The organism is Bacillus suaedaesalsae (genome assembly GCF_016890225.1).
Taxonomy (GTDB): Bacteria; Bacillota; Bacilli; order Bacillales; family SA4; genus Bacillus_BS; species Bacillus_BS suaedaesalsae.
In genome coordinates, this window is the sequence record NZ_JAFELM010000019.1 from 1 (window position 1) to 20,034 (window position 20,034).

Consider the following 20,034-nt stretch of genomic DNA (forward strand, 5'->3'; position numbering starts at 1 on the left):
AGCCTCCTGATATGAACGAAACTGTCAAGGCTCCCACTCTTCACCAGGTTTGGATTGTCTTTTGACCAACTCTAAGAAGAGAAGCTATTTACGGCTTCTTTTCTTGATTTTGTTAGTTAGCAAGCCATTCTGGCTAGAATAGCTCCTTCTTTAGCTTACTGACCACTTCTCACTTCTTTGTATGTCTGTCAAGTGGTCTCCTTGACTGTCATACAAAGAAGTGAGAGACTCCATTAAGCTATAGAAGGAATCTGTTCCTTTCTCCTTTTTTTGACTTGAATAGAAGTTAAGAACACGGCACGAAGGCAAAAATCTCTACTGCGGTTTACGCTCTGATATCCGTGGGTTTTCACATTTTATCTTTCCGTATAAAGGACTAATCCACTAACTCGGCACGTGCGTTAATCTATTTAGATATAGCACAGAGGAGGCCACGTGGGTTTTCCTTTCCGGTTTTTTTCTTTGCCTTCGAGCCCTGTTCTCAATCATCTATCTTTCTTCGTAAATTATTCGTGTGAAATTAAAGCCATACATAAAAAATGGATCAATAATACCTATATCACCGTAACATGACAACTTGTAAGATCAAAAACTAGCGTTTTTTACTTCTTCTACCTCTTGTGTAATAGCCCAAATAAAACCAGCTAATTCTCTGGCAACTGCAGTAATTGCTTTTCCACTTTCTTTTCCTCTTGATAATAATCGGTAATACTTTTTATGAAGTCGGTTTTGTGCTTTCCAGGATATCGCTTGAATAGTGGGGGACTGTCCATTTTGTCGTCTCATCAATTCTCCTTTAACTGACGGTTGATAACGATAACTCCATGCAGCTTCTACTAATAAGCGTCGTACATGACGATTCCCTGTTTTTGTGATGCTCCCTTGTATTCTTCTTTCACCACTTGAGTATTCACTTGGTATTAAACCAATATAGGCCATTAATTGTGTTGGTGATGAGAAACGTTTGAAAGAACCTATCTCCGCTACAAGACTAGTCGCAGTAATAAGAGCTACACCTCTTAGTGATTGTAAGGCTTGAATGGTTGGGGCGTGTACGCCCTCCGTTGCCTGAACTCTAATTTCTTCCTCTAGTCTTAAAATTCGTTGTTCTAGCTCTTTCAATTGATGATAATATTCTTGAAAGACCACACGTAGTTTGGAGCTTTCAAATTTTAATGCATCCAGCCATCTACGATATTTGACCGTCCATTTGTTCACACCTGACGGTGGCTTAATGTTATTACGAAGCAAAAATTTACTCAAACGGTGCCTTGCCCTAAGTTCATCTTCTTTTGCATCTTCACGACATCTTACAAGATCACGGAGAGCTTCATCCTCTTCGTTTGGAACATAGATGTTAGTTAATTCTCCTGCTCGATATAACTGAGCCAGTCGAATAGAGTCTCTACGATCTGTCTTAATACGTTCACCTGGTCTTTTAGGTATGAGAGATGGGGCTATCACATCACAATGAACACCTAGGGAAAGTAATAATCTATATAGTGGGTATCCAGTTGGACCGGCTTCATAACAGACTCGAAGAGTCTCGGTGTTTCCAAGTTTATTTATTAATTTCCTAACTGCTTCTGGTGTGTGAGGAATTACTCCCCAGTATCTCGGCTCTTCTCGCCCCTCATCCGCGATCGCAACTGCAATTTTTTCTTTTGATACGTCTAAACCTACATATTTTATGGTATCCTTCATAATAACTAGCTCCTTCCGTAATGTAGCTCTGATTTGGTTTGTTTTTACCAGTAAACATTCTAACCAAATTAACCTACGATGTTACGAGTAAGGAGCTAGTTTCGTTCATGATAACTCAGCTACGCCTGCGGGGTCTCAGCCTTTCCTCTACTTCCCGCAGGAGTCGATTGTCTTCCGCTCCATTCCACTAGTGCTTATAAATAGTATGCCAAACAAATCTAAAGCAACAAATAGACCCGAACTATTAGGTTTAAGATTCATTAAAAAATCGCCTAATAGTTCGGGTTTATCATTGGCTGAAATTCTTATGTCACAGCCTCTTTAATCTTACTGAAATTGTTGGAGTGATACATGAACTTGATTCACAACACTATCGTCATTCGCACTTCTTTCATAAATCTGTGCTGTGATGGTGCCATTTTTAGGTAGTTTATTTTTTGGTATGGATATTTTCAATTCAAAGTGAGACCAGCTCGGTGCTCCTTCATTTGCGTGTACAACTGTTTCTGGTATTATAACTTCGTGTCCATCTTCTACTGAATAAAAGAAAGTAGCTTCAAATACACGTGCTTCACCTGTTATTGTGTATTCACCATTTTCACCAGTTACGTTTATATTTCGAAATGCTGTATTTTCTTTCTCCTCTGCTTGCGAGGTATTTGCTCCTTCTACCTTTTCAACCGTAAATGTTGTTTCAGCTTGGAAGGTATTTGCATCCACGGTCTTTTCGTTTATTTCTTTAGGGATCATTGTTACAGTTGCCTTATACTCTCCAGGTGGAACTTTCTCACCATTCACCATATAATCCCATTCATCGGTGAGTTCGAGCTTTTCACCGGGAGCAAGCCTAATAGTTTCGAGAGCCATTGTAAACATCTTGCCAATTGAATATCGATACACTTCTTCTTTGTTTTCATTTTCTACAACAAGTTCAAATTTCTGACCAGAAGAGAACATAACATCGGCATCCTCTTCTCCCTCGTTAGAGAAACTAATAGAAAAAGTTGCTTTCTCATCTGTTTGCTCTACATTTAGTGTTGTTTCAAAATCCGCTAAATCTATTGAAGGTGTAGTAGCTTCTTTAGAATTTTCGTCTGAATCACCGTTAGCGTTTTGATCAACTGTCCCACACCCAGCCATTACGAGTATAATACCCAATGATAAAATGAACTGTTTCATCTTATTCCTCCTATTATCTTTCGTTTCTAATTTATTTGTCGTGTTGTTCAACTAAAAGGTTACGTTTCTCTACGGAAAAATCCGAAGACACCTGTTGATTGTACAATGTTAGTAAATGCATTAGGGTCAACTTCTTTTATAATTTTTTCAAGTTCGTACATTTCATATCTTGTGATGACAATCATAAACATATCTTTTGTTTCATTTGTAAATGCTCCTTTTGCTGGAACAATTGTAATACCACGAACAAGTCTTGCGTGTATTGCCTCCTTTAATTCATCACCTTTTCTTGTGATAATCATGGCAGTTAGTTTTTCATGACGAGTATGAATAGCGTCAATGACACGTGTCGAGGCGTATAAAGCAACTAAAGTATATAAAGCCTTTTCCCATCCGTATAACATCCCTGCAGCTGTAATAATAATTCCATTTAAGATAAAGATATAAGGACCAACAGGCTTGTCTTTCATTCTAGACAAGACCATCGCAATGATATCTATACCACCTGTTGATGCCCCATATTTCAGCGTAAACCCAATACCTATTGCTGAGATGACACCGCCAAAAACTGCATTTAATAAAATGTCTGGAGAAACTGAATGAATAGGTATAAGCTCAAGGAATAATGTTGTTAGTGCTACACTCAAAAAACTATAGAAGGTAAATGATTTTCCTACCTTTAACCACCCTAAAATAGTGACAGGTATGTTTAAAAGGAAAAGTAAAATTCCCAATGAAATTGAAAAAGGTGTGTAATCTTGTAAGAGACTAGAAATTAACTGTGCAATTCCTGTAAACCCACTTGCATACACATTCGCTGGAATGAGAAACAAATTAAGGCCAATCGCATTCAGAAGAGCACCCAATATGACAACAATCACCTTTTTACTCTCTGTCAAAACCATGAAAATCCCCCTTATTATGCCTATACATTTAATATTGCCTTTAAAATTCAATTGTACCCGTAAAAATGTTGAGTTTTCCTTATAAAATCTATAAACTTAAAATTATACATAGTAAATTATAGACAAGCGTAATGTGTCTTTTTGTTTTATGGATAATATTTAAAAATTAGAGGGTGATATTCATGTCAATTCAATTATTGACTGACAGTGCATGTGATTTACCAAGAGAAATTCTTCAAGAGCAAAATATTATAATGTTTCCATTAGTTGTTCATTTAGACGATACAGATTATTACGATACTGAAACGATTGATTCTTCAAAAGTGTATGAGGCAATGAGAATGGAAAAGGTGCCAAAAACATCTCAAGTACCACCTACTCGCTTCCAAGACACATTTACTCGCTTAGCAGAGGAAAAGAAAGAAGCTATCTATATATCGTTTTCTTCTGAGTTATCTGGTACTTATCAAACAGCAATGTTAATGGCAGAACAAGTAAGAGAACAATATCCTGATTTCAAGTTAACCATTATTAACACAAAATGTGCTTCTCTTGGAATGGGCTTGGTTGTTTTAAAGGCTGCGGAATATGCAAAAAGAGGTTACTCTTATGACGAGCTTGTAACTAGAACCCAAGTTCATGCTAATCATATGGAACATATTTTTACTGTTGATAATTTAGATTATCTCGCTCGTGGGGGACGTGTTTCAAAAGCTTCTGCCTTTGTAGGGGGTCTTCTAAACATAAAACCATTGCTTCATGTTGAAGACGGAAAACTAATTCCACTTGAAAAAATTCGTGGACGTAAGAAAGTACTTCAAAGAATGCTTGAGGTTATGAAGGAACGTGGTACAAACTTTGCTGGACAAACAATTGGTATCAGTCATGGTGAAGATGAGGAAACAGCACTTTATTTACAAGAAAAAATAAAAGAACAGCTTGGTTGTGAAACATTTTTCATCTCTAAAATCGGTTCTGCAGTGGGAGCACATGCAGGTCCAGGAACAATTGCACTTTTCTTCTTAAATAAAGAATTAGACTAGATTTTTAAAGACTAAACAATGTAGTATTCATTCGTTTAGTCTTTTTTCTATCTGCATTCGAAATCATTTATAAAAATACTGAGCGTCTTCAATAGATCTAGACTTGATTTTACGTAAGTCTGTTTTCGCATACTTTGTTGCTATTTTTACAAAAAAAGAATTTATTTTAGGTCCGTTGATTTCCGCTTCAGGCACACTCTTTCCGCGGGGAGGAAGCTGATGGTTATTTTCACTATCGTGAAAAAACCTACCTCCTCGGCTTCGCCTGCGGGGTCTCACGATTCCCTCTATCTCCCGCAGGAGTCGAGTGCCTTCCGCTCCAATCAACTCAATGTTTTAACAGAGCTATCCAAATAACAACAATCTTTACGAAAAGAGCCATACGAAAACAGCCCTTTTCTGTTACATAATAATGTGAACTTTGAGATAGCCTATAGGAGAATCTAATATTTGAAAGGAGCGATCCTTATGTCTAGAACTAGTGACAACGATAAAAAAGCTCGTGATAATAACGCGAAACGAGCAGAAAAGAATTTAGAACGGGAACAAAACCGTGAAAAAGGAAAAAACCAATATTCTAAGAAAACAGATCATTTGTAAGCTTGGCTATGCAGCCAAGTTTTTTTGCATTTTATGGAATAAAGCTCATGAATTAATACTAGTAGCAAAAAAGAAGCTAGTCTAAATACTATGCTTCTTTAAGCTGGAAGGTCAGCCGTACATTGTGGACACTTTTTTGCCTTCGCGGCAATCTTTGTAATACAGAAAGGACATTCCTTTGTATCAGGTGTAGTCGGTTTAACCTCTTCTTTTCTCTTTAATCGATTTATTTGACGTATTATCAAGAAAATAACAAACGCCATGATTACAAATTGAATGACATTATTAATAAATTGTCCATAATTTATCGTAGCAGCACCTACTTCTTGTGCATCTGCTAAGGTTTTATACTCTTCTGGACCTAATGTAATAAATAAATTTGCAAAATCAACTTTTCCAATCAGCATCCCAATCGGTGGCATAATCATATCATCAACTAAAGAAGATACAATCTTATTAAATGCACCACCAATAATTACCCCGACAGCAAGGTCAATCACATTACCCTTTACTGCAAATTCTTTAAACTCTTTTATTAAACCCAAACTATCCCTCCTCCTTACTACTTTATGCAAAATAAGACAACTTATAAGTTTTCTATGTATTTTTCATGCTCCCTATACTGTAACAAATTATTACATGACAAACAAAGGTCAGCTTATAGAAGCTGACCTTTACTTAGTTAGTTCATCTTAAATTGTGATAGCACTTCATTTAGTTCATCCGTAAGCTTTCTCATGTTTGTTACTTTTGTAGAGAGCTTTTCAAACGCATGTAATTGCTCTGTAGTCGAAGCAGATATTTCTTCGCTTCCAGCAGCAGATTCCTCTATTACTGCGCTTATGTTTCCAACTGATTCTAATACTTGTTCTCCAAGTGTTTTAGAGTTGATTATGCCCTTTACAAGCTCTTCGATGTCTGAAGTAATGCCTTGTACTTTTTGACCAATGTTTTCAAACGCCTCAGTCGTGACAACCATTGATTTTTCTTGTTTCGATGCAATTTGTACACCTTTACCAACAGATTGTAACACTTCAGTTAGTCCATTTTGAATATGATCGACCATTTCAAAAATTTGCTTTGTAGCTCTAGTCGAGTCTTCTGCAAGCTTTCTTACTTCATCTGCAACAACAGCAAATCCTTTACCTGCTTCTCCTGCACGTGCTGCTTCTATAGCTGCATTAAGAGCTAAAAGGTTCGTTTGATCAGCAATCGATGAAACGGACTTTGCCATCTCCTCTATCTTACTAGCATAACCAGAGAAGTCCTTTGTCGCAGTTTCAATCATTCTTGTTGATTCAATATTTTCTGTTAACAATTGTTTTTGTTCTTGTATTGCCTGTCTACCTGAAGAAATAGATAGTTCTGCCTCTACACTATATTCTGCAGTTTGCGCAGAACGGCTGACATTCTTTTCGAATTCTTGATACATCTGTTCAACTAGATATACAGAGTTCTGTAAGTCCTCAGATATTACCTGAGAACCTGAAGATAACTCATCTGTTGAAACAGCAACTTGATTACTGATTTCAATTAAGCCGCGGTTTTCGTTTTCAATTTCACGTGAAAACTGTTCTACATTCTTGCTTACCGATTCAATTGAACCGATTAAGCTACGTAATTGTTGTACCATGACCGTGAATGATTGATTCAGTTCACCAATTTCATCGTTTTTATTATAGATTACTTCTTCCACAACAAGATCTCCACTTGCAATTTTTCTCGCATTATTGCTTAAGTGCTGTAGTGGCTTTGTAATAGATAATGTTAAACGATAACTTAACAGAATAGATGCGACGATCAATATAGCAGATCCAATTAAAGCTACTACAATAGTTGTAGTGATTTTCTTCTTTAATGTTTCTTGAATATATTCATAGTGTTTACTTGCATATAAGTCTAATAAATATAGGTCATTAAGTATTCCGTTTGTACGAATTGATTGCTTTTTAACTTCTGATGCATCAGAAGCCTGAAGAGACTTCTGCGCTTCAAACAGTAATGTTTCATACTTTTCAAATGACTTAGCAATTAATTTTTTAGACTCTGGAAGTGTATTTTGCTTCTTTACTTTTTCAAAACTTTCACGTGTTGTAATTAATTGCTCCATTGCTTCAGCTTTGTTACCTTCTGTCATATTAAATGAAAAGTTGTTTAAGCTCTGCTTTGTAATCTTCATTTGAGAATTCAATTCATGTACAGCTAATAAATAGGGAACATAATTTGTATTTGATTTTTCGATTTCTATCATTTTAACAACGATATATCCAATCATCACAATCGCTAACACTAGTGCAACCATGGATTGAAGCATAAGTTTCTTTTTAAGATTCATTTCTACAGCACCTCCTTAATTTGAAATCGTAATTTTACCGCTGATGATATCTTGCTTATGATCGGTAATCGTTTTTAACTGTTGTTGAGTAAATGGAATTACTCTAATCGGTGCTAAATCAACACCGTCTTCCTTTAATCCAAGCTGGACGTTACCTTTTGGTAACTCTTTATTTTTTACATAGTCTGAAATAACTTGATATAATGCAACATCAACTTTCTTTAACATAGAGGTCATTACGGCTTTTTCCGCATAGAAGAACTGATCACTATCAACTCCTATTGCATATACACCTTTAACTTGTGCCTCTTGCAAGACCCCAACTCCTGTGAATCCAGCAGCTGCATAAAGTACATCTGCTCCTTGGTCAATCATCTTTATAGCTATGTCTTTTCCAAGCTTGTCATTTCCGAAGTCACCTGCATATTCTACAAATACTTCTATACTTGGATTAATCGTTTTTGCTCCTTGTTCAAAGCCTCTAGCAAATTTATTAATAAGAGGAACGTCTGCTCCGCCAACAAAGCCTAGTTTATTAGATTTTGTAGCTAATGCAGCAGCCACCCCAGCTAAAAAGCTTCCCTCATCTTCTTTAAACGTAATCGATGTGATGTTTGGTAGCTCAGAAACAGAATCAATTAGAATGAACTTTTGCTTCGGATATTTTTTTGCAACCTTTTCAATATCCTCCTGAACCATAAATCCAAGACCAACAACCACGTCGTTTCCATCTTCGACTAGTTCTGTCAGTCCCTTTTCATACGTTTCTGAATCTTTTAACTCACGGTAATCAAATAATATGCCAATCTCTTCTCTCGCCTTAATTAAGCCATCAAATGCAGAATCAGAAAATGACTGATCTCCTAAACCTACGTCTGACAACATAATTCCAACTTTAATTTTATCTGTTGTTTCAGAACTGTTTGTTGCAGTAGAAGAACAACCAACAAGAAGAGCAATGATGATGAATAGTAAAGATATCTTTTGTATCATTGAGTTCGCTCCTTTTTTTTAGTATCACACTTGTTATCGACAGAATTCGACTAATGTTAACTCATTTAAAGATGTTATAATTTTTACCAAATTCAAAAAAAAGCATTATAAAAACAAAGATTATCTTTTGAAAACAAAATAAAAAGACTGCTCAAAACTTTAGCAGTCTTCATCCCACTTATTATTTTCGAGAAGAGAAGTATGTCCAACCTTCTTCCTGATATACTTTTCCTTCTTTCATTAACTTACCTAAAGCACGTTTGAATCCAGCTTTGCTCATTTCAAATTGTTCTTGAATATCTTCTGGAGCACTCTTATCCCAAAAAGGCATTGCTCCTCCTCTGCTTTCCATATACTCATAAATGACTTTTGAGTCTATATCCATTCCTTCATGTCCTCTTGGTAACAAGGATGCATTGACGGTTCCATCTTCTTTAACATCGATTACTCTCGCTTCTATTTCTTCACCTAAGCGTGGTTCTTGTCTACGTTGTGATTCGTGAATAAAACCAATAAAGCCTTCTTCTGTAAAAATATAAGATCCTACTTTTACTGTTCGGTAAATTCTACCTTTTACATTTATATTATAGGCTGACCTTGTAGCTGGTGTTGCCATTTCCTTCATCACTGGATCTGGAGCAAGCTTTCCTAAAAGACGACCATTTTTATCACATTTTAATGAACAGTATAGCTTGTCTCCTACCTGTGGCCATACTTCTTCAAATAATGGTAAGTCGTCACTAGAAATTAATATATCTTTTGATATCCCAATATTAATAAACACTCCAAGACCAGGATTGACTCCAACTACGTCTACCCAATCATATGTATCCACTGTAATGGTAGGAGTTTTCATCGTTGAAATCCATCTACCTTCATGATCGTGATAGATAAATACCTCAACTTCTTGATCAAGTTGAATCTCACCGATTATCTCTTTTTTAGGTAATAAGACTTCTTCAACCTCATCACTCACATAGTAACCGAAATCTACTTGTCTATATACTTGCAATGTTTGCACTTTACCTGCTTCAATCATTATGTATGACTACCCTCTTTCAATGATACTACTATCATTCTTTCCATTTCGAATCATTATATCACTTATTTTCTCAAGATGTGCCAAAAATCACACAACATTTGTACATGTATCGGATAATTTTGTACAATAAGTAAAACTAGAGTTATTAATGGAGGTAGATTACATGTCAAAGGAAAGCTCATTTGATATTGTTTCAAAGGTAGAATTACCAGAAGTAACAAACGCAATTAGTATAGCATTAAAGGAAGTTCAAACACGATACGATTTTAAAGGTAGCAAAAGTGATATTTCTCTAGAAAAAGAAGAAATTGTATTAGTTTCAGATGATGATTACAAAATGGAACAACTAAAGGATGTACTCATTTCAAAGCTAATCAAACGTGGAGTACCCATTAAAAACCTAGATTATGGAAAGCTTGAGAATGCTTCCGGGGGAACGGTCCGCCAACGTGCCAAACTTGTTCAGGGTATTGATAAAGAAAATGCCAAAAAAATTAACACAATTATTAAAAACTCCGGCCTGAAAGTAAAAAGTCAAATTCAAGATGACCAAATTCGTGTTACTGGGAAAAATAGAGATGATTTACAAGGTATCATTGCTGCTATTCGTAGTGCAGACTTACCAATTGAGGTTCAGTTTATCAACTATCGCTAAACAAAGAGGCTGGGACATAACTAAATAAATCATCCTCAAAGGCTATTAATAGCTAAATTATTCTACCTATTAAATATATTACTTTTTTCGTATGCTTTGTTATTTATTAATCAGTTAAGTTGGAAGAACGAGTTCGTTCCATTGCGCTGCAGACACTAGTTTTTAAAAATAGTATGTAAAATCAAACAAATCAATTGAACACAACAAAGAAAGACCCGAACTATTAGGTGAAAGATTTCGCCTAATAGTTCGGGTTTATCATTTGCTGAAATACTTATGTCCGAGCCTCCTTTCTTACGTACAGTAAAGTGGTATATATTATCTGTTGCCATTCTTTCATACTTTCCTCTTATTTTCACATACTAGCTTTTAGTAAGAGGAAAGGAGTCGATCATGAACAATCAAGTAAATCAAACGTTACCTCCCCAGCATCAAGACAAACAGCCAGGTGTTGAGTCTCAAATGAATCCCAGACCAATATCGATTGACAAAAACTATACAGGTAGTGGGAAGTTAAAGAATAAAGTAGCCATCATTACAGGTGGGGATAGTGGTATCGGGAAATCTGTTGCCATTTATTTTGCTAAAGAAGGAGCTCATGTTGTCATCGTCTATTTGAATGAACATGAAGATGCTAAGGAAACCGAGAAACTCGTTAACGCTGAAGGAGTGACATGCTTGCTTCTATCTGGAGACGTTGGAGAAGAGAAATTTTGCAAAGAAGTTATTTCAAAAACAATTGAAACATTTAGTCGAGTTGATGTTGTTGTGAATAATGCAGCCGAACAACATCCTCAAACTTCAATTTTGGATATCAGTGCTGAACAATTACATAAAACGTTCAAAACAAATGTGTACTCCTACTTTTACTTAACAAAAGCAGCCTTACCCCATTTGAAAAGTGGAAGTTCAATTATTAATACTGCTTCTATTACAGCATACCAAGGAAACGAGAAACTTTTAGATTATTCTTCAACTAAAGGAGCGATTGTTTCCTTCACCCGCTCCCTATCGAAACAATTAGTTGGCAAAGGCATAAGAGTTAACGGGGTAGCCCCAGGGCCAATCTGGACCCCTCTCATTCCTTCCACGTTTACAAGTGATGATGTCTCTACGTTCGGTTCGAATAGCCCGATGAAGCGACCAGGACAACCATATGAACTAGCTCCTAGCTATGTATATTTAGCAAGTGATAATTCTTCCTATATGACAGGTCAAATGCTGCATATTAATGGTGGTACGATCATAAACGGATAAAAAAAGAGGAGGCTTTTAAGCCTCCTCTAATTGTAATGTCTTTTGGTGACATGATTGTCTTTTCATAATTTGATGTGGAACGATAATACGTTTCACATGTTCTGTAGGGTTTTCTATCTTTTCTATTAAACATTTGCAAGCCATGCAACCTAATTCGAAGATATTAATGTCAACAGATGTGAGTGGAGGTTTTGATACTTCAGATAGCATTAAGTTATTGAAGCTTATAACGGACATATCTGTTGGAACATTTACTCCCATTTCATCTAACGTGTTTAATACTCCCCATGCCATAAGATCATCGGCTACAACTAACGCGCTTGGAGGTTCCTTCAGGGCAAGTAACTCTTTAACAGCCTCTTGTCCACCTTCTTGCAAGAATTCTTCGTGGATAATGTACTCGTCTCGATAAACTATACCCGAATTTGATAATGCTTTTTCGTAACCTAGTAATCTATCAAGAGTTACGACTAAATGTGAATTACCACCGACAAATCCAATACGATCATGACCTAGACCTATTAAGTATTCAGTCACTTCTTTTGCTGCTTTATAATTATCATTATCGACATGAGTAATAGATTCTGCTTCTTTAAATGGTTTTCCAATTAACGTGAAGGGAAATTCTCTATCTTGAAGATAATCGATAATTTCATCGTCTACTTTAGATGATAAAAGAACGATTCCATCAACTCTCTTACCTTGAACCATCTTCATCACATCTTGGAATATCTCATCCTCTGTTTCACCTGTAGACATATAAAGTGCATAGTCTTTTTCATGGGCAAATGTACTGATCCCTCTTAAAACTTCAGGAAAGAATGGATTTTGAAACACTTTATTTGCTGAACTTGGCATAATTAACCCTATTGCTTGTGTGGTCTGATTAGCTAAGCTACGTGCGTTAAAATTAGGATGATAACCTAATTCCTCCATTGCTTCACGTACACGTTCCTTTGTTAATTTACTAATTCTTGGACTATCTGCAATTACTCTTGAAACAGTGGACGGTGCAACGTTTGCTAGCTTTGCAACATCTTTTATTGTAACCGCCATTGTAAGTCTCCCTCTCCCAAGTGTTTACATACTATTTTATATCTTTTTCAAGTATTTGTATGTGCCCGTTTGTTACCAATTTTATCTTGCTTTATTTTTGTCTTTTTGCACGTCTCTTAACGAATACAATAAACAATCCAAATACAATCCAAACACCTATTATGGCAGCGATAAACTTCCAGTTTAATCCGGTTTTTTCATGTACTTCAAAGATGTTTGATGTTTCTCGGTCCATTGAAATATTGTATGATTCTTGAGTGGTTCTTATAAGCTCATCATTCAATAGGGCTCTTAACTCTTTCCCTTCCCCAATTTTATCCGATTGTATATTCGCTGTCATCGTTGATGAGGAGTTATTAATGGCTAAGATGGTTGTCTCATCTTTGTAAGTTCTCTTGAATACAGCCATACCTTTTTCTTCAAATAAAATCTCAAAATCACCTTTTTGAAGGGAAGGGTATTGTTTGCGAATCTCTGCTAATTTCGAGATATAATCAATGATCACTTTATCTGCACGGAAGCTCATCATTCTACGGTTATCAGGATCATTTCCACCGTCAAGGGCAATTTCAGTACCGTAGTAGACAATCGGTATACCAGGAGCACCGTATAAATAGGTTAGTGCTAATTTTAATCGTGTCTCAGGGTTTTGTCTTTCTTGAATGATTTCTCTCGTAAATCGAATATTATCATGATTATCTAGGAACGTACCTAATAGGTAAGGGTTTTCATAAAATGCCTGATTTCTTAGCCAGATTTTGTGTAACCAGTCTAAACGTTTATCAGGCTCTTTGAATGTGTCTACCAGCTTTTCATAAAGTGGATAATCAACAAACGCATCAATTCCAGTTTCTCCATATGCCGCAACATACCTCGGATCGTTGTGCCAAACCTCTCCAATTAAAAAGAAGTCTTCCTTTACACTTTTCACTTCTTTCGAAAACTTTTCCCAGAATGACTTCGGAACATGTTTCACCGTATCTAAACGATATCCATCAATATCTGTCTCTGTAATCCACCATTTCGCCATATCAAGTAGATATTTTTCGACGTCTGGATTTTCATGTGCCAAGTCCGGTAGTCCTAATAGTTGACCATTTTCAACATCTTCTTGGTTTTCCCAGTTTGTAATATCTTTTCGTTCATGAAACCAATCTTGCTTATCCGTTTCTACTAACCACGGATGGTTATATCCCGTATGATTCACTACTAAGTCTAGAATAACTTTAATGTCACGCTTATGAGCTTCATCTACTAGTGTTTTAAATTCTTCAATCGTTCCAAAGTGCTCTTCAACATCGTAGAAGTCTTCAGTCCAGTATCCGTGATAGCCTTTTTCTTCATTTTTCACAATTGGTGTTAACCAAATTGCTGTGAACCCCATATCATCAATGTACTCCAATTGATCGATAATTCCCTTAAAGTCTCCACCATGATACGCATAAGGATCATTAGGGTTCACCTCATAGTCATTGGACGTATCTCCATTGTTAAAACGGTCTACCATAATAAAGTAAATCATTTCATCTTGCCAACTCTGTTCTTCTTTTTCATCAGCTTGAACTTGAAAGCTGTAAAAAAGAAGAAACGGGATAAGCAATAGAAAAATCTTTCTGCTCAATCTCCGTTCCTCCTTTAACCATTTTCTATTAACCTTTTGTACCACCTGCAGTTAGTCCTGATACAAAGTACTTTTGGAACGATAAAAATAACATCGCAATCGGAATCGCAATTAATACTGAACCGGCAGCAAACTTCGTAAATTCATTACCAAACTGATTACTGATAAGATCATATAATCCTACTGCAAGAGTAAAGTTTTCTTCACTTCTTAAGATGATACGAGCTAGAATAAAGTCGGTGAATGGAGCGATAAATGTGAATAAGGCAACAACCGATATAATCGGCTTCGCTAATGGCATAACAATTTGCCAGAAAATACGGAAATGACCTGCTCCATCCATACGAGCTGATTCATCAAGCTCTTTTGGAATTGTATCTAAATACCCCTTCATTAACCATGTGTTCATCGGAATCGCACCACCGACGTAAATTAAGATTAATGCTAAATGAGTATCTAATAATTTTGTAACTAATGCAAGTACAAAAATTGCAATTAACGCTGCAAAGTTAGGAATCATCTGTAGAATTAAGAACGTTAGTAGCCCATTTTTTCTCCCAATAAAACGGTATCTCGAAAATGCATAAGCAGTTAAGCTGATTAACATTACAGAGAACAACATCGTTAAAAACGAAATCTTAACGGAATTCCAATACCAAATTAAATAATCACTCTGTTCTTTATCGAATAAATATTTGTAATGGTCTAGCGTCGCATTCTTCGGGATAATACTTGAACCCGATAAACTGTTACCTGGATTAAAGGATGAACCGATAATCCATATAATTGGGTAAAGAATGACTGCTGTCATAAATAAAACAACTAAATACGAAAGGGTTAATCGAACAAACTTTGCTTGTTTACTGGTCATATTACATCATATCCTCTTCTTGGAATGATTTTGTACGCTTAAACTGCCAGATCGCAACTGTAATGACAATTACCGATAGCAACAATGTAATTGCGGCAGCTTTACTATATTGTAGTGATGTCATCGTTAAGTTATAGATCCATGAGATTAGTATATCTGTTCCGCCTGCATTTTGTCCTGAAACAGCAGGTCCACCACCGTTAAATAGGAAGATAACGTTAAAGTTATTAAAGTTAAACGTGTATTGCGTAATAATAATTGGTGCTGTAGCGAACAGAACTAAAGGTAATGTAATGTTCTTAAATTGCTGCCACTTTGAAGCTCCATCTACTGTTGCAGCTTCATATAATTCATTAGGAATAGATTGAAGAACACCTGTTACCATTGCAAATACGAATGGAAATCCTAACCAAGACTGAATTAGAATTAAGGCAAAGCGTGTCCACCAAACTTCTGTCATCCAAGGAATCGGTCCGATACCTAATGGTTCAAGTATATCACGATTAATTGCACCAAATGATTCATTAAACATTCCGGAGAATACGAGAATTGATACGAATGCAGGTACAGCCCAAGGTAGGATGAATATTGTACGAATAATCGCTTTTCCTTTTAAATCCTTTTGGTTTACTAAAATTGCAAGGAAAATACCAAGACCAACTTGTAGTGTTGTTGCCCCGAAAGTCCAAATTAACGTCCAAGATAAAACGCTAACAAATGTCTTTCTCCAAAGTTCTAATCTAAAAATATCAATAAAGTTCTGTATTCCAACCCAATCCACTAACTTAGCTGGTGGGGAATGATAAAGATCATAGTTCGTAAAGGCTAGAAGGACTAAAAATAAAATGGGGAAAATGACGACGAATATTAACAATAATAATCCTGGAGAAATAATTAAATAAGGGAAACCTACATCAACAAGATTTCGATATTGCTCACGTAACGTAGGCAGTTTAAAGCCTAAATCACGCTTTTGCCCGTTCTTATAAGCATCTCTCAGGTTAAAAATATAAAAACCAATACCTAAGATTAAAATGATTAATGCAAGGATACCGTAAATAAGCAAAAAGATTGAGTTATCGCGTGGAAGTTTCTCTCCAAGTGTAACTAAACCCCATAATCCCAAATTTAAGATGTCCTTAAAAACAACTATAAAAGCAATCGTTAAGATTAGGAATGAGATTCCTTTAAGTGTTTGACGATTATATAATTGGCCAAGTCCTGGAATGATGGATAAGGCTGTTGCAGTCTTTCTATGGTTTGATTGATATGATTCAAGAGTCGGTTCCATAATGAAAATGGTATCCCCTTTCTATTACACACTCACTAAAATTAATGTAAGCAAGGACATTTAAGCACAATTTTCTAAATTTAGTAACGATAAAAAGCGAGTAGCAGTACCTCCCTTAAAGGAAAGTACCGCTATCGTTTTTTATTGTATGCTTATTTATTGCTATGGTTTGCTTCAATGTTTGTGTTAATTGTCTTAACAGCTTCATCTAAAGCAGCTTTAGGCTCAGCCTTTTGGTTTGCAACTGTTTGCAGGGCAGTAGCCATTGGTCCCCAAACTTCTCCCATTTCTGGAATGTTTGGCATTGGAACAGCACGCTCTGATTGAACAGCAACAGCTTTTGCACCTTCGTTTTCAGCAATTACTGGATCTTCAATTAATTTCTTAACTGGTGGAATCTCAGCAGTTTGTTCAAAACGAATCTTTGCATTGTCATAGTTTGTAATCCATTCAACTAGCTTAGTTGACCACTCTGGATGCTGAGAATAAGAAGTTACATGCCATCCTTTAACACCCATGAATGTTTGTGGATATTCACCATTTGGTAATTTCGGAAGTGGAGCAGCACCATATTCAATTCCAGCATCTCTCATAGCTTGGAATGCCCATGGACCATTCATAACAGAAGCAGCTTTTCCTTCATTGAAAAGTCCGTCCATTGTTGAACCGCCGTTCTCACCAATGATTCCTTTAGGGAATACATCTGTATACCACTTCTTAATGTATGAAGCACCTTCAACTGCACCTTCGTTACTTAAACCAAGGTCTTGTGCATCAAGAGCACCATTGTTGTTCTTGAATACATAACCACCCATTCCACCCATGATACCGTAAGCGAAATAGAAATTATCCCATAATGCTAAGAAACCGTATTGATCTTTTCCAAGACCTTTTGAATAATCATAAAGCTCGTCAAATGTTTCTGGAGCTTTTTCCATTAATGCTTTGTTATAAATGAAAATTGGTGTTTCAGTTGCTTTTGGAAGACCGTAAAGCTTTCCGTCAAACATTTGAGCTGATACTGAAGCTTCTGTAAATGTATCCAGAACTTCTTGATCAACTTTTATTTCAGTAATTTGTCCCGAAACAACATTTTGACCAATTTGATCATGTGGAAGAGTTACTACGTCTGGACCAGTACCAGCAGGACCATCAAGTGGTAATTGCTCACGAATTTCATCAGCCATACCTAATTCTTTGAATTCTACTTCAATACCATACTCTTCTGTGAAGCTATCTAAAGCTGGTTGAAGTGCAATACCTTTATCAGTGTCTTCCCAAACTACAAGTTTCTCTGGCTTTTCTGGCATCTCACCAGTTGCTGCTTGATTATCATCTCCGCCTTTTGCTGGTTCTTCAGCATCCTCTTGAGGACCGCACGCTGCAAGAACGCCAAAAGCAAGGATCATAATCATAAAAATTGAAAATAACTTTTTCATTTTGACCCCTCCATTTTAATTAATTGATAACGTCTACTATTTGACAAACGTTTGCACAATATGTAAAAAAATATTTTATGAAAACGATTGCACCAAGTAGTTACATCTTCATTATACAGTCTAATTTCTGTTTGACAACATTTTTTTATCAAACTCGTTTTTATAGTATCCTGCTTAAAAAAAAACATTCATTATCTGTTATTTATTGACTTTCTATCTTTGTTCTACTAACCTAAAAAAATAAAAGCAAACGCTTGCATAATATGAAAATTGAGGTGATTCATTTTGCTAAAAGAGGCTATTTATCATAGACCTAAAAATAATTACGCTTATGCGTACGATGAAGAAACTTTACATATCCGTTTACGAACAAAAAAAAATGACGTGGAACATGTAAATCTAATTTGTGGCGATCCGTATGATTGGAAAAATGGACAATTCCAAACACACCAATTACCAATGCTAATTAGCGGTTCAGACGAATTATTTGATTATTGGTTTGTTGAAATTAAGCCACCATATCGTAGATTGCGCTATGGATTTGAGTTAACAAATGACTCAGAAAAACTGATTTATACAGAAAAAGGGTTTTATACCGAAAAGCCACTCGATGACACTGCTTATTACTTTTGTTTTCCTTTTATTAACGAAATTGATGTCTTTCATGCACCAAAATGGGTAAAGGATACAGTATGGTATCAAATCTTCCCAGAACGATTTGCAAATGGGGACAAATCAATCAATCCTCCTGGTACCCTTCCATGGGGAAGTGCTGAACCGGAGTATAATAATTTCTTTGGTGGTGACTTTCAAGGAATCATTGATCATATTGACCATTTAGTAGAACTAGGAATTACCGGTTTATACCTCACACCGATATTTAAGGCAAAGTCTAATCATAAGTATGACACGATTGACTATATGGAAATTGACCCACAATTTGGGGATAAGGATACTTTTAAACACCTCGTACAAACGTGCCATAATAATGGAATAAAAGTAATGTTAGATGCTGTATTTAACCATAGTGGGTATTACTTCCCTCAGTTCCAGGACGTTTTAGAGAATGGAGAAAACTCTATCTATAAAAATTGGTTCCACCTCCGTGAATTTCCAATTATTACAGAGCCAATGCCAAACTATGATACGTTCGCTTTTGTAAAAGATATGCCAAAGCTGAATACTGAAAACCCAGAAGTAAAGGAATACTTATTAGAAGTTGGGCGTTACTGGGTGAGAGAATTCAACATTGATGGTTGGCGACTAGATGTTGCGAACGAAGTGGATCATCAATTTTGGAGAGAATTCAGACAAGCTGTTAAATCAATTAAACCTGACGTATATATATTAGGTGAAATTTGGCATGACTCGATGCCATGGTTACAAGGTGACCAATTTGATGCCGTGATGAATTATCCATTCACAAATGGTGCATTGCAGTATTTTGCCAAAGATGCAGTAAAAGCTACTCACTTTGCTAACATTATTTCAGGAGTACTTCACTCATATCCAAATAATGTGAATGAAGTTCAATTTAATTTATTGGATAGTCACGATACACCTAGAATCTTGACTATTTGCGACAATAATAAAGATAAGATGAAACTGCTATATTTATTCCAGTTATCATTTACAGGTACTCCATGTATTTATTACGGTGATGAAGTCGGTATGACTGGAGGTCAAGATCCTGGTTGTAGAAGATGCATGATTTGGGATAAAGATAAGCAAGATTTAGAGCTATTTAACTTTGTTAAAAAATTGATAAGCTTGCGTCAAACTGAACCGGCATTTGGTAACCAAGGTTCTTTCCAGTTTATCGAGGCAAACGATGAATCAAATCATATCATTTATAAAAAGACTTTCGAAAACGAATCACTCTTATTTGTTATGAACAATTCAAATACTAACATTGAAGTAAAAGCACCAATAACTTCTGATGCCATTGACATATTATCAGGTGAACAAGTTAAACCAGGAACGATTCGACTTGATTCCTATGGATTTAAAGTTTTTAAATTGATTCGTTAGCACGATTTATCC

Annotated in this window: 17 protein-coding genes; 5 read left to right on the forward strand and 12 right to left on the reverse strand. The window is 36.0% G+C overall.

The window, feature by feature from the left end; genetic code table 11:
* Positions 1 to 585: 585 nt before the first annotated feature.
* The 3 genes from JR050_RS05350 to JR050_RS05360 form a co-directional block, all read right to left on the reverse strand.
* Positions 586 to 1,704, reverse strand: coding sequence for an IS110 family RNA-guided transposase (locus JR050_RS05350; RefSeq protein ID WP_204201818.1), 1,119 nt, complete (start codon positions 1,702 to 1,704; stop codon positions 586 to 588).
* A gap of 327 nt (positions 1,705 to 2,031) precedes the next feature.
* Positions 2,032 to 2,883, reverse strand: a complete 852-nt coding sequence (locus JR050_RS05355) for a BsuPI-related putative proteinase inhibitor (RefSeq protein ID WP_204202486.1) — start codon at positions 2,881 to 2,883, stop codon at positions 2,032 to 2,034.
* 59 nt (positions 2,884 to 2,942) lie between these two features.
* Positions 2,943 to 3,788, reverse strand: coding sequence for a YitT family protein (locus JR050_RS05360; RefSeq protein WP_204202487.1), 846 nt, complete (start codon positions 3,786 to 3,788; stop codon positions 2,943 to 2,945).
* A 182-nt stretch (positions 3,789 to 3,970) separates the two neighbouring features.
* Between JR050_RS05360 and JR050_RS05365 the strand changes: the two genes are divergently transcribed.
* Entirely contained in the window at positions 3,971 to 4,831 is an 861-nt protein-coding gene (locus JR050_RS05365; RefSeq protein WP_204202488.1) for a DegV family protein, read from the forward strand.
* A gap of 468 nt (positions 4,832 to 5,299) precedes the next feature.
* On the forward strand, positions 5,300 to 5,431 hold the full coding sequence (locus JR050_RS05370) for a DUF3941 domain-containing protein (RefSeq protein ID WP_204202489.1): 132 nt from the start codon (positions 5,300 to 5,302) through the stop codon (positions 5,429 to 5,431).
* Positions 5,432 to 5,529: 98 nt separating this feature from the next.
* Here the strand turns inward: JR050_RS05370 and mscL are convergent, their stop codons facing one another.
* The 4 genes from mscL to JR050_RS05390 all read right to left on the reverse strand — a co-directional run bounded on the left by mscL (position 5,530) and on the right by JR050_RS05390 (position 9,798).
* On the reverse strand, positions 5,530 to 5,976 hold the full coding sequence (gene mscL, locus JR050_RS05375; RefSeq protein WP_204202490.1) for a large conductance mechanosensitive channel protein MscL: 447 nt from the start codon (positions 5,974 to 5,976) through the stop codon (positions 5,530 to 5,532).
* Between the two features lie 137 nt (positions 5,977 to 6,113).
* On the reverse strand, positions 6,114 to 7,766 hold the full coding sequence (locus tag JR050_RS05380) for a methyl-accepting chemotaxis protein (protein ID WP_204202491.1): 1,653 nt from the start codon (positions 7,764 to 7,766) through the stop codon (positions 6,114 to 6,116).
* Positions 7,767 to 7,781: 15 nt separating this feature from the next.
* Positions 7,782 to 8,756, reverse strand: coding sequence for a BMP family lipoprotein (locus JR050_RS05385; protein ID WP_430392861.1), 975 nt, complete (start codon positions 8,754 to 8,756; stop codon positions 7,782 to 7,784).
* A 184-nt stretch (positions 8,757 to 8,940) separates the two neighbouring features.
* On the reverse strand, positions 8,941 to 9,798 hold the full coding sequence (locus JR050_RS05390) for a CvfB family protein (protein ID WP_204202493.1): 858 nt from the start codon (positions 9,796 to 9,798) through the stop codon (positions 8,941 to 8,943).
* A 166-nt stretch (positions 9,799 to 9,964) separates the two neighbouring features.
* On the opposite strand from JR050_RS05390, the gene JR050_RS05395 reads away from it, so the two are divergent.
* Together JR050_RS05395 and JR050_RS05400 are read left to right on the forward strand one after the other, a co-directional pair.
* Positions 9,965 to 10,456: a YajQ family cyclic di-GMP-binding protein gene (locus tag JR050_RS05395; RefSeq protein ID WP_204202494.1), complete on the forward strand. Its 492-nt coding sequence runs from the start codon at positions 9,965 to 9,967 to the stop codon at positions 10,454 to 10,456.
* Positions 10,457 to 10,849: 393 nt separating this feature from the next.
* Positions 10,850 to 11,713, forward strand: a complete 864-nt coding sequence (locus JR050_RS05400; RefSeq protein ID WP_204202495.1) for an SDR family oxidoreductase — start codon at positions 10,850 to 10,852, stop codon at positions 11,711 to 11,713.
* A gap of 15 nt (positions 11,714 to 11,728) precedes the next feature.
* Here the strand turns inward: JR050_RS05400 and JR050_RS05405 are convergent, their stop codons facing one another.
* The 5 genes from JR050_RS05405 to JR050_RS05425 form a co-directional block, all read right to left on the reverse strand.
* The gene (locus tag JR050_RS05405; protein WP_204202496.1) at positions 11,729 to 12,769 is read right to left on the reverse strand and encodes a LacI family DNA-binding transcriptional regulator; all 1,041 of its coding nucleotides are present in this window, start codon (positions 12,767 to 12,769) and stop codon (positions 11,729 to 11,731) included.
* A gap of 91 nt (positions 12,770 to 12,860) precedes the next feature.
* Complete coding sequence (locus tag JR050_RS05410; RefSeq protein WP_204202497.1) at positions 12,861 to 14,390, reverse strand: alpha-amylase family glycosyl hydrolase; 1,530 nt, start codon at positions 14,388 to 14,390, stop codon at positions 12,861 to 12,863.
* A 28-nt stretch (positions 14,391 to 14,418) separates the two neighbouring features.
* On the reverse strand, positions 14,419 to 15,261 hold the full coding sequence (locus JR050_RS05415; protein ID WP_204202498.1) for a sugar ABC transporter permease: 843 nt from the start codon (positions 15,259 to 15,261) through the stop codon (positions 14,419 to 14,421).
* Between the two features lies 1 nt (position 15,262).
* Positions 15,263 to 16,552 carry a carbohydrate ABC transporter permease gene (locus JR050_RS05420; protein ID WP_204202499.1) on the reverse strand — a complete coding sequence of 430 codons (1,290 nt, stop codon included), beginning with the start codon at positions 16,550 to 16,552 and terminating at the stop codon, positions 15,263 to 15,265.
* Positions 16,553 to 16,704: 152 nt separating this feature from the next.
* Positions 16,705 to 17,991: an extracellular solute-binding protein gene (locus JR050_RS05425; RefSeq protein ID WP_204202500.1), complete on the reverse strand. Its 1,287-nt coding sequence runs from the start codon at positions 17,989 to 17,991 to the stop codon at positions 16,705 to 16,707.
* A 285-nt stretch (positions 17,992 to 18,276) separates the two neighbouring features.
* Here JR050_RS05425 and JR050_RS05430 point away from each other — a divergent pair, with 285 nt between their 5' ends.
* Positions 18,277 to 20,022, forward strand: a complete 1,746-nt coding sequence (locus JR050_RS05430; RefSeq protein WP_204202501.1) for an alpha-glycosidase — start codon at positions 18,277 to 18,279, stop codon at positions 20,020 to 20,022.
* Positions 20,023 to 20,034 lie beyond the last annotated feature (12 nt).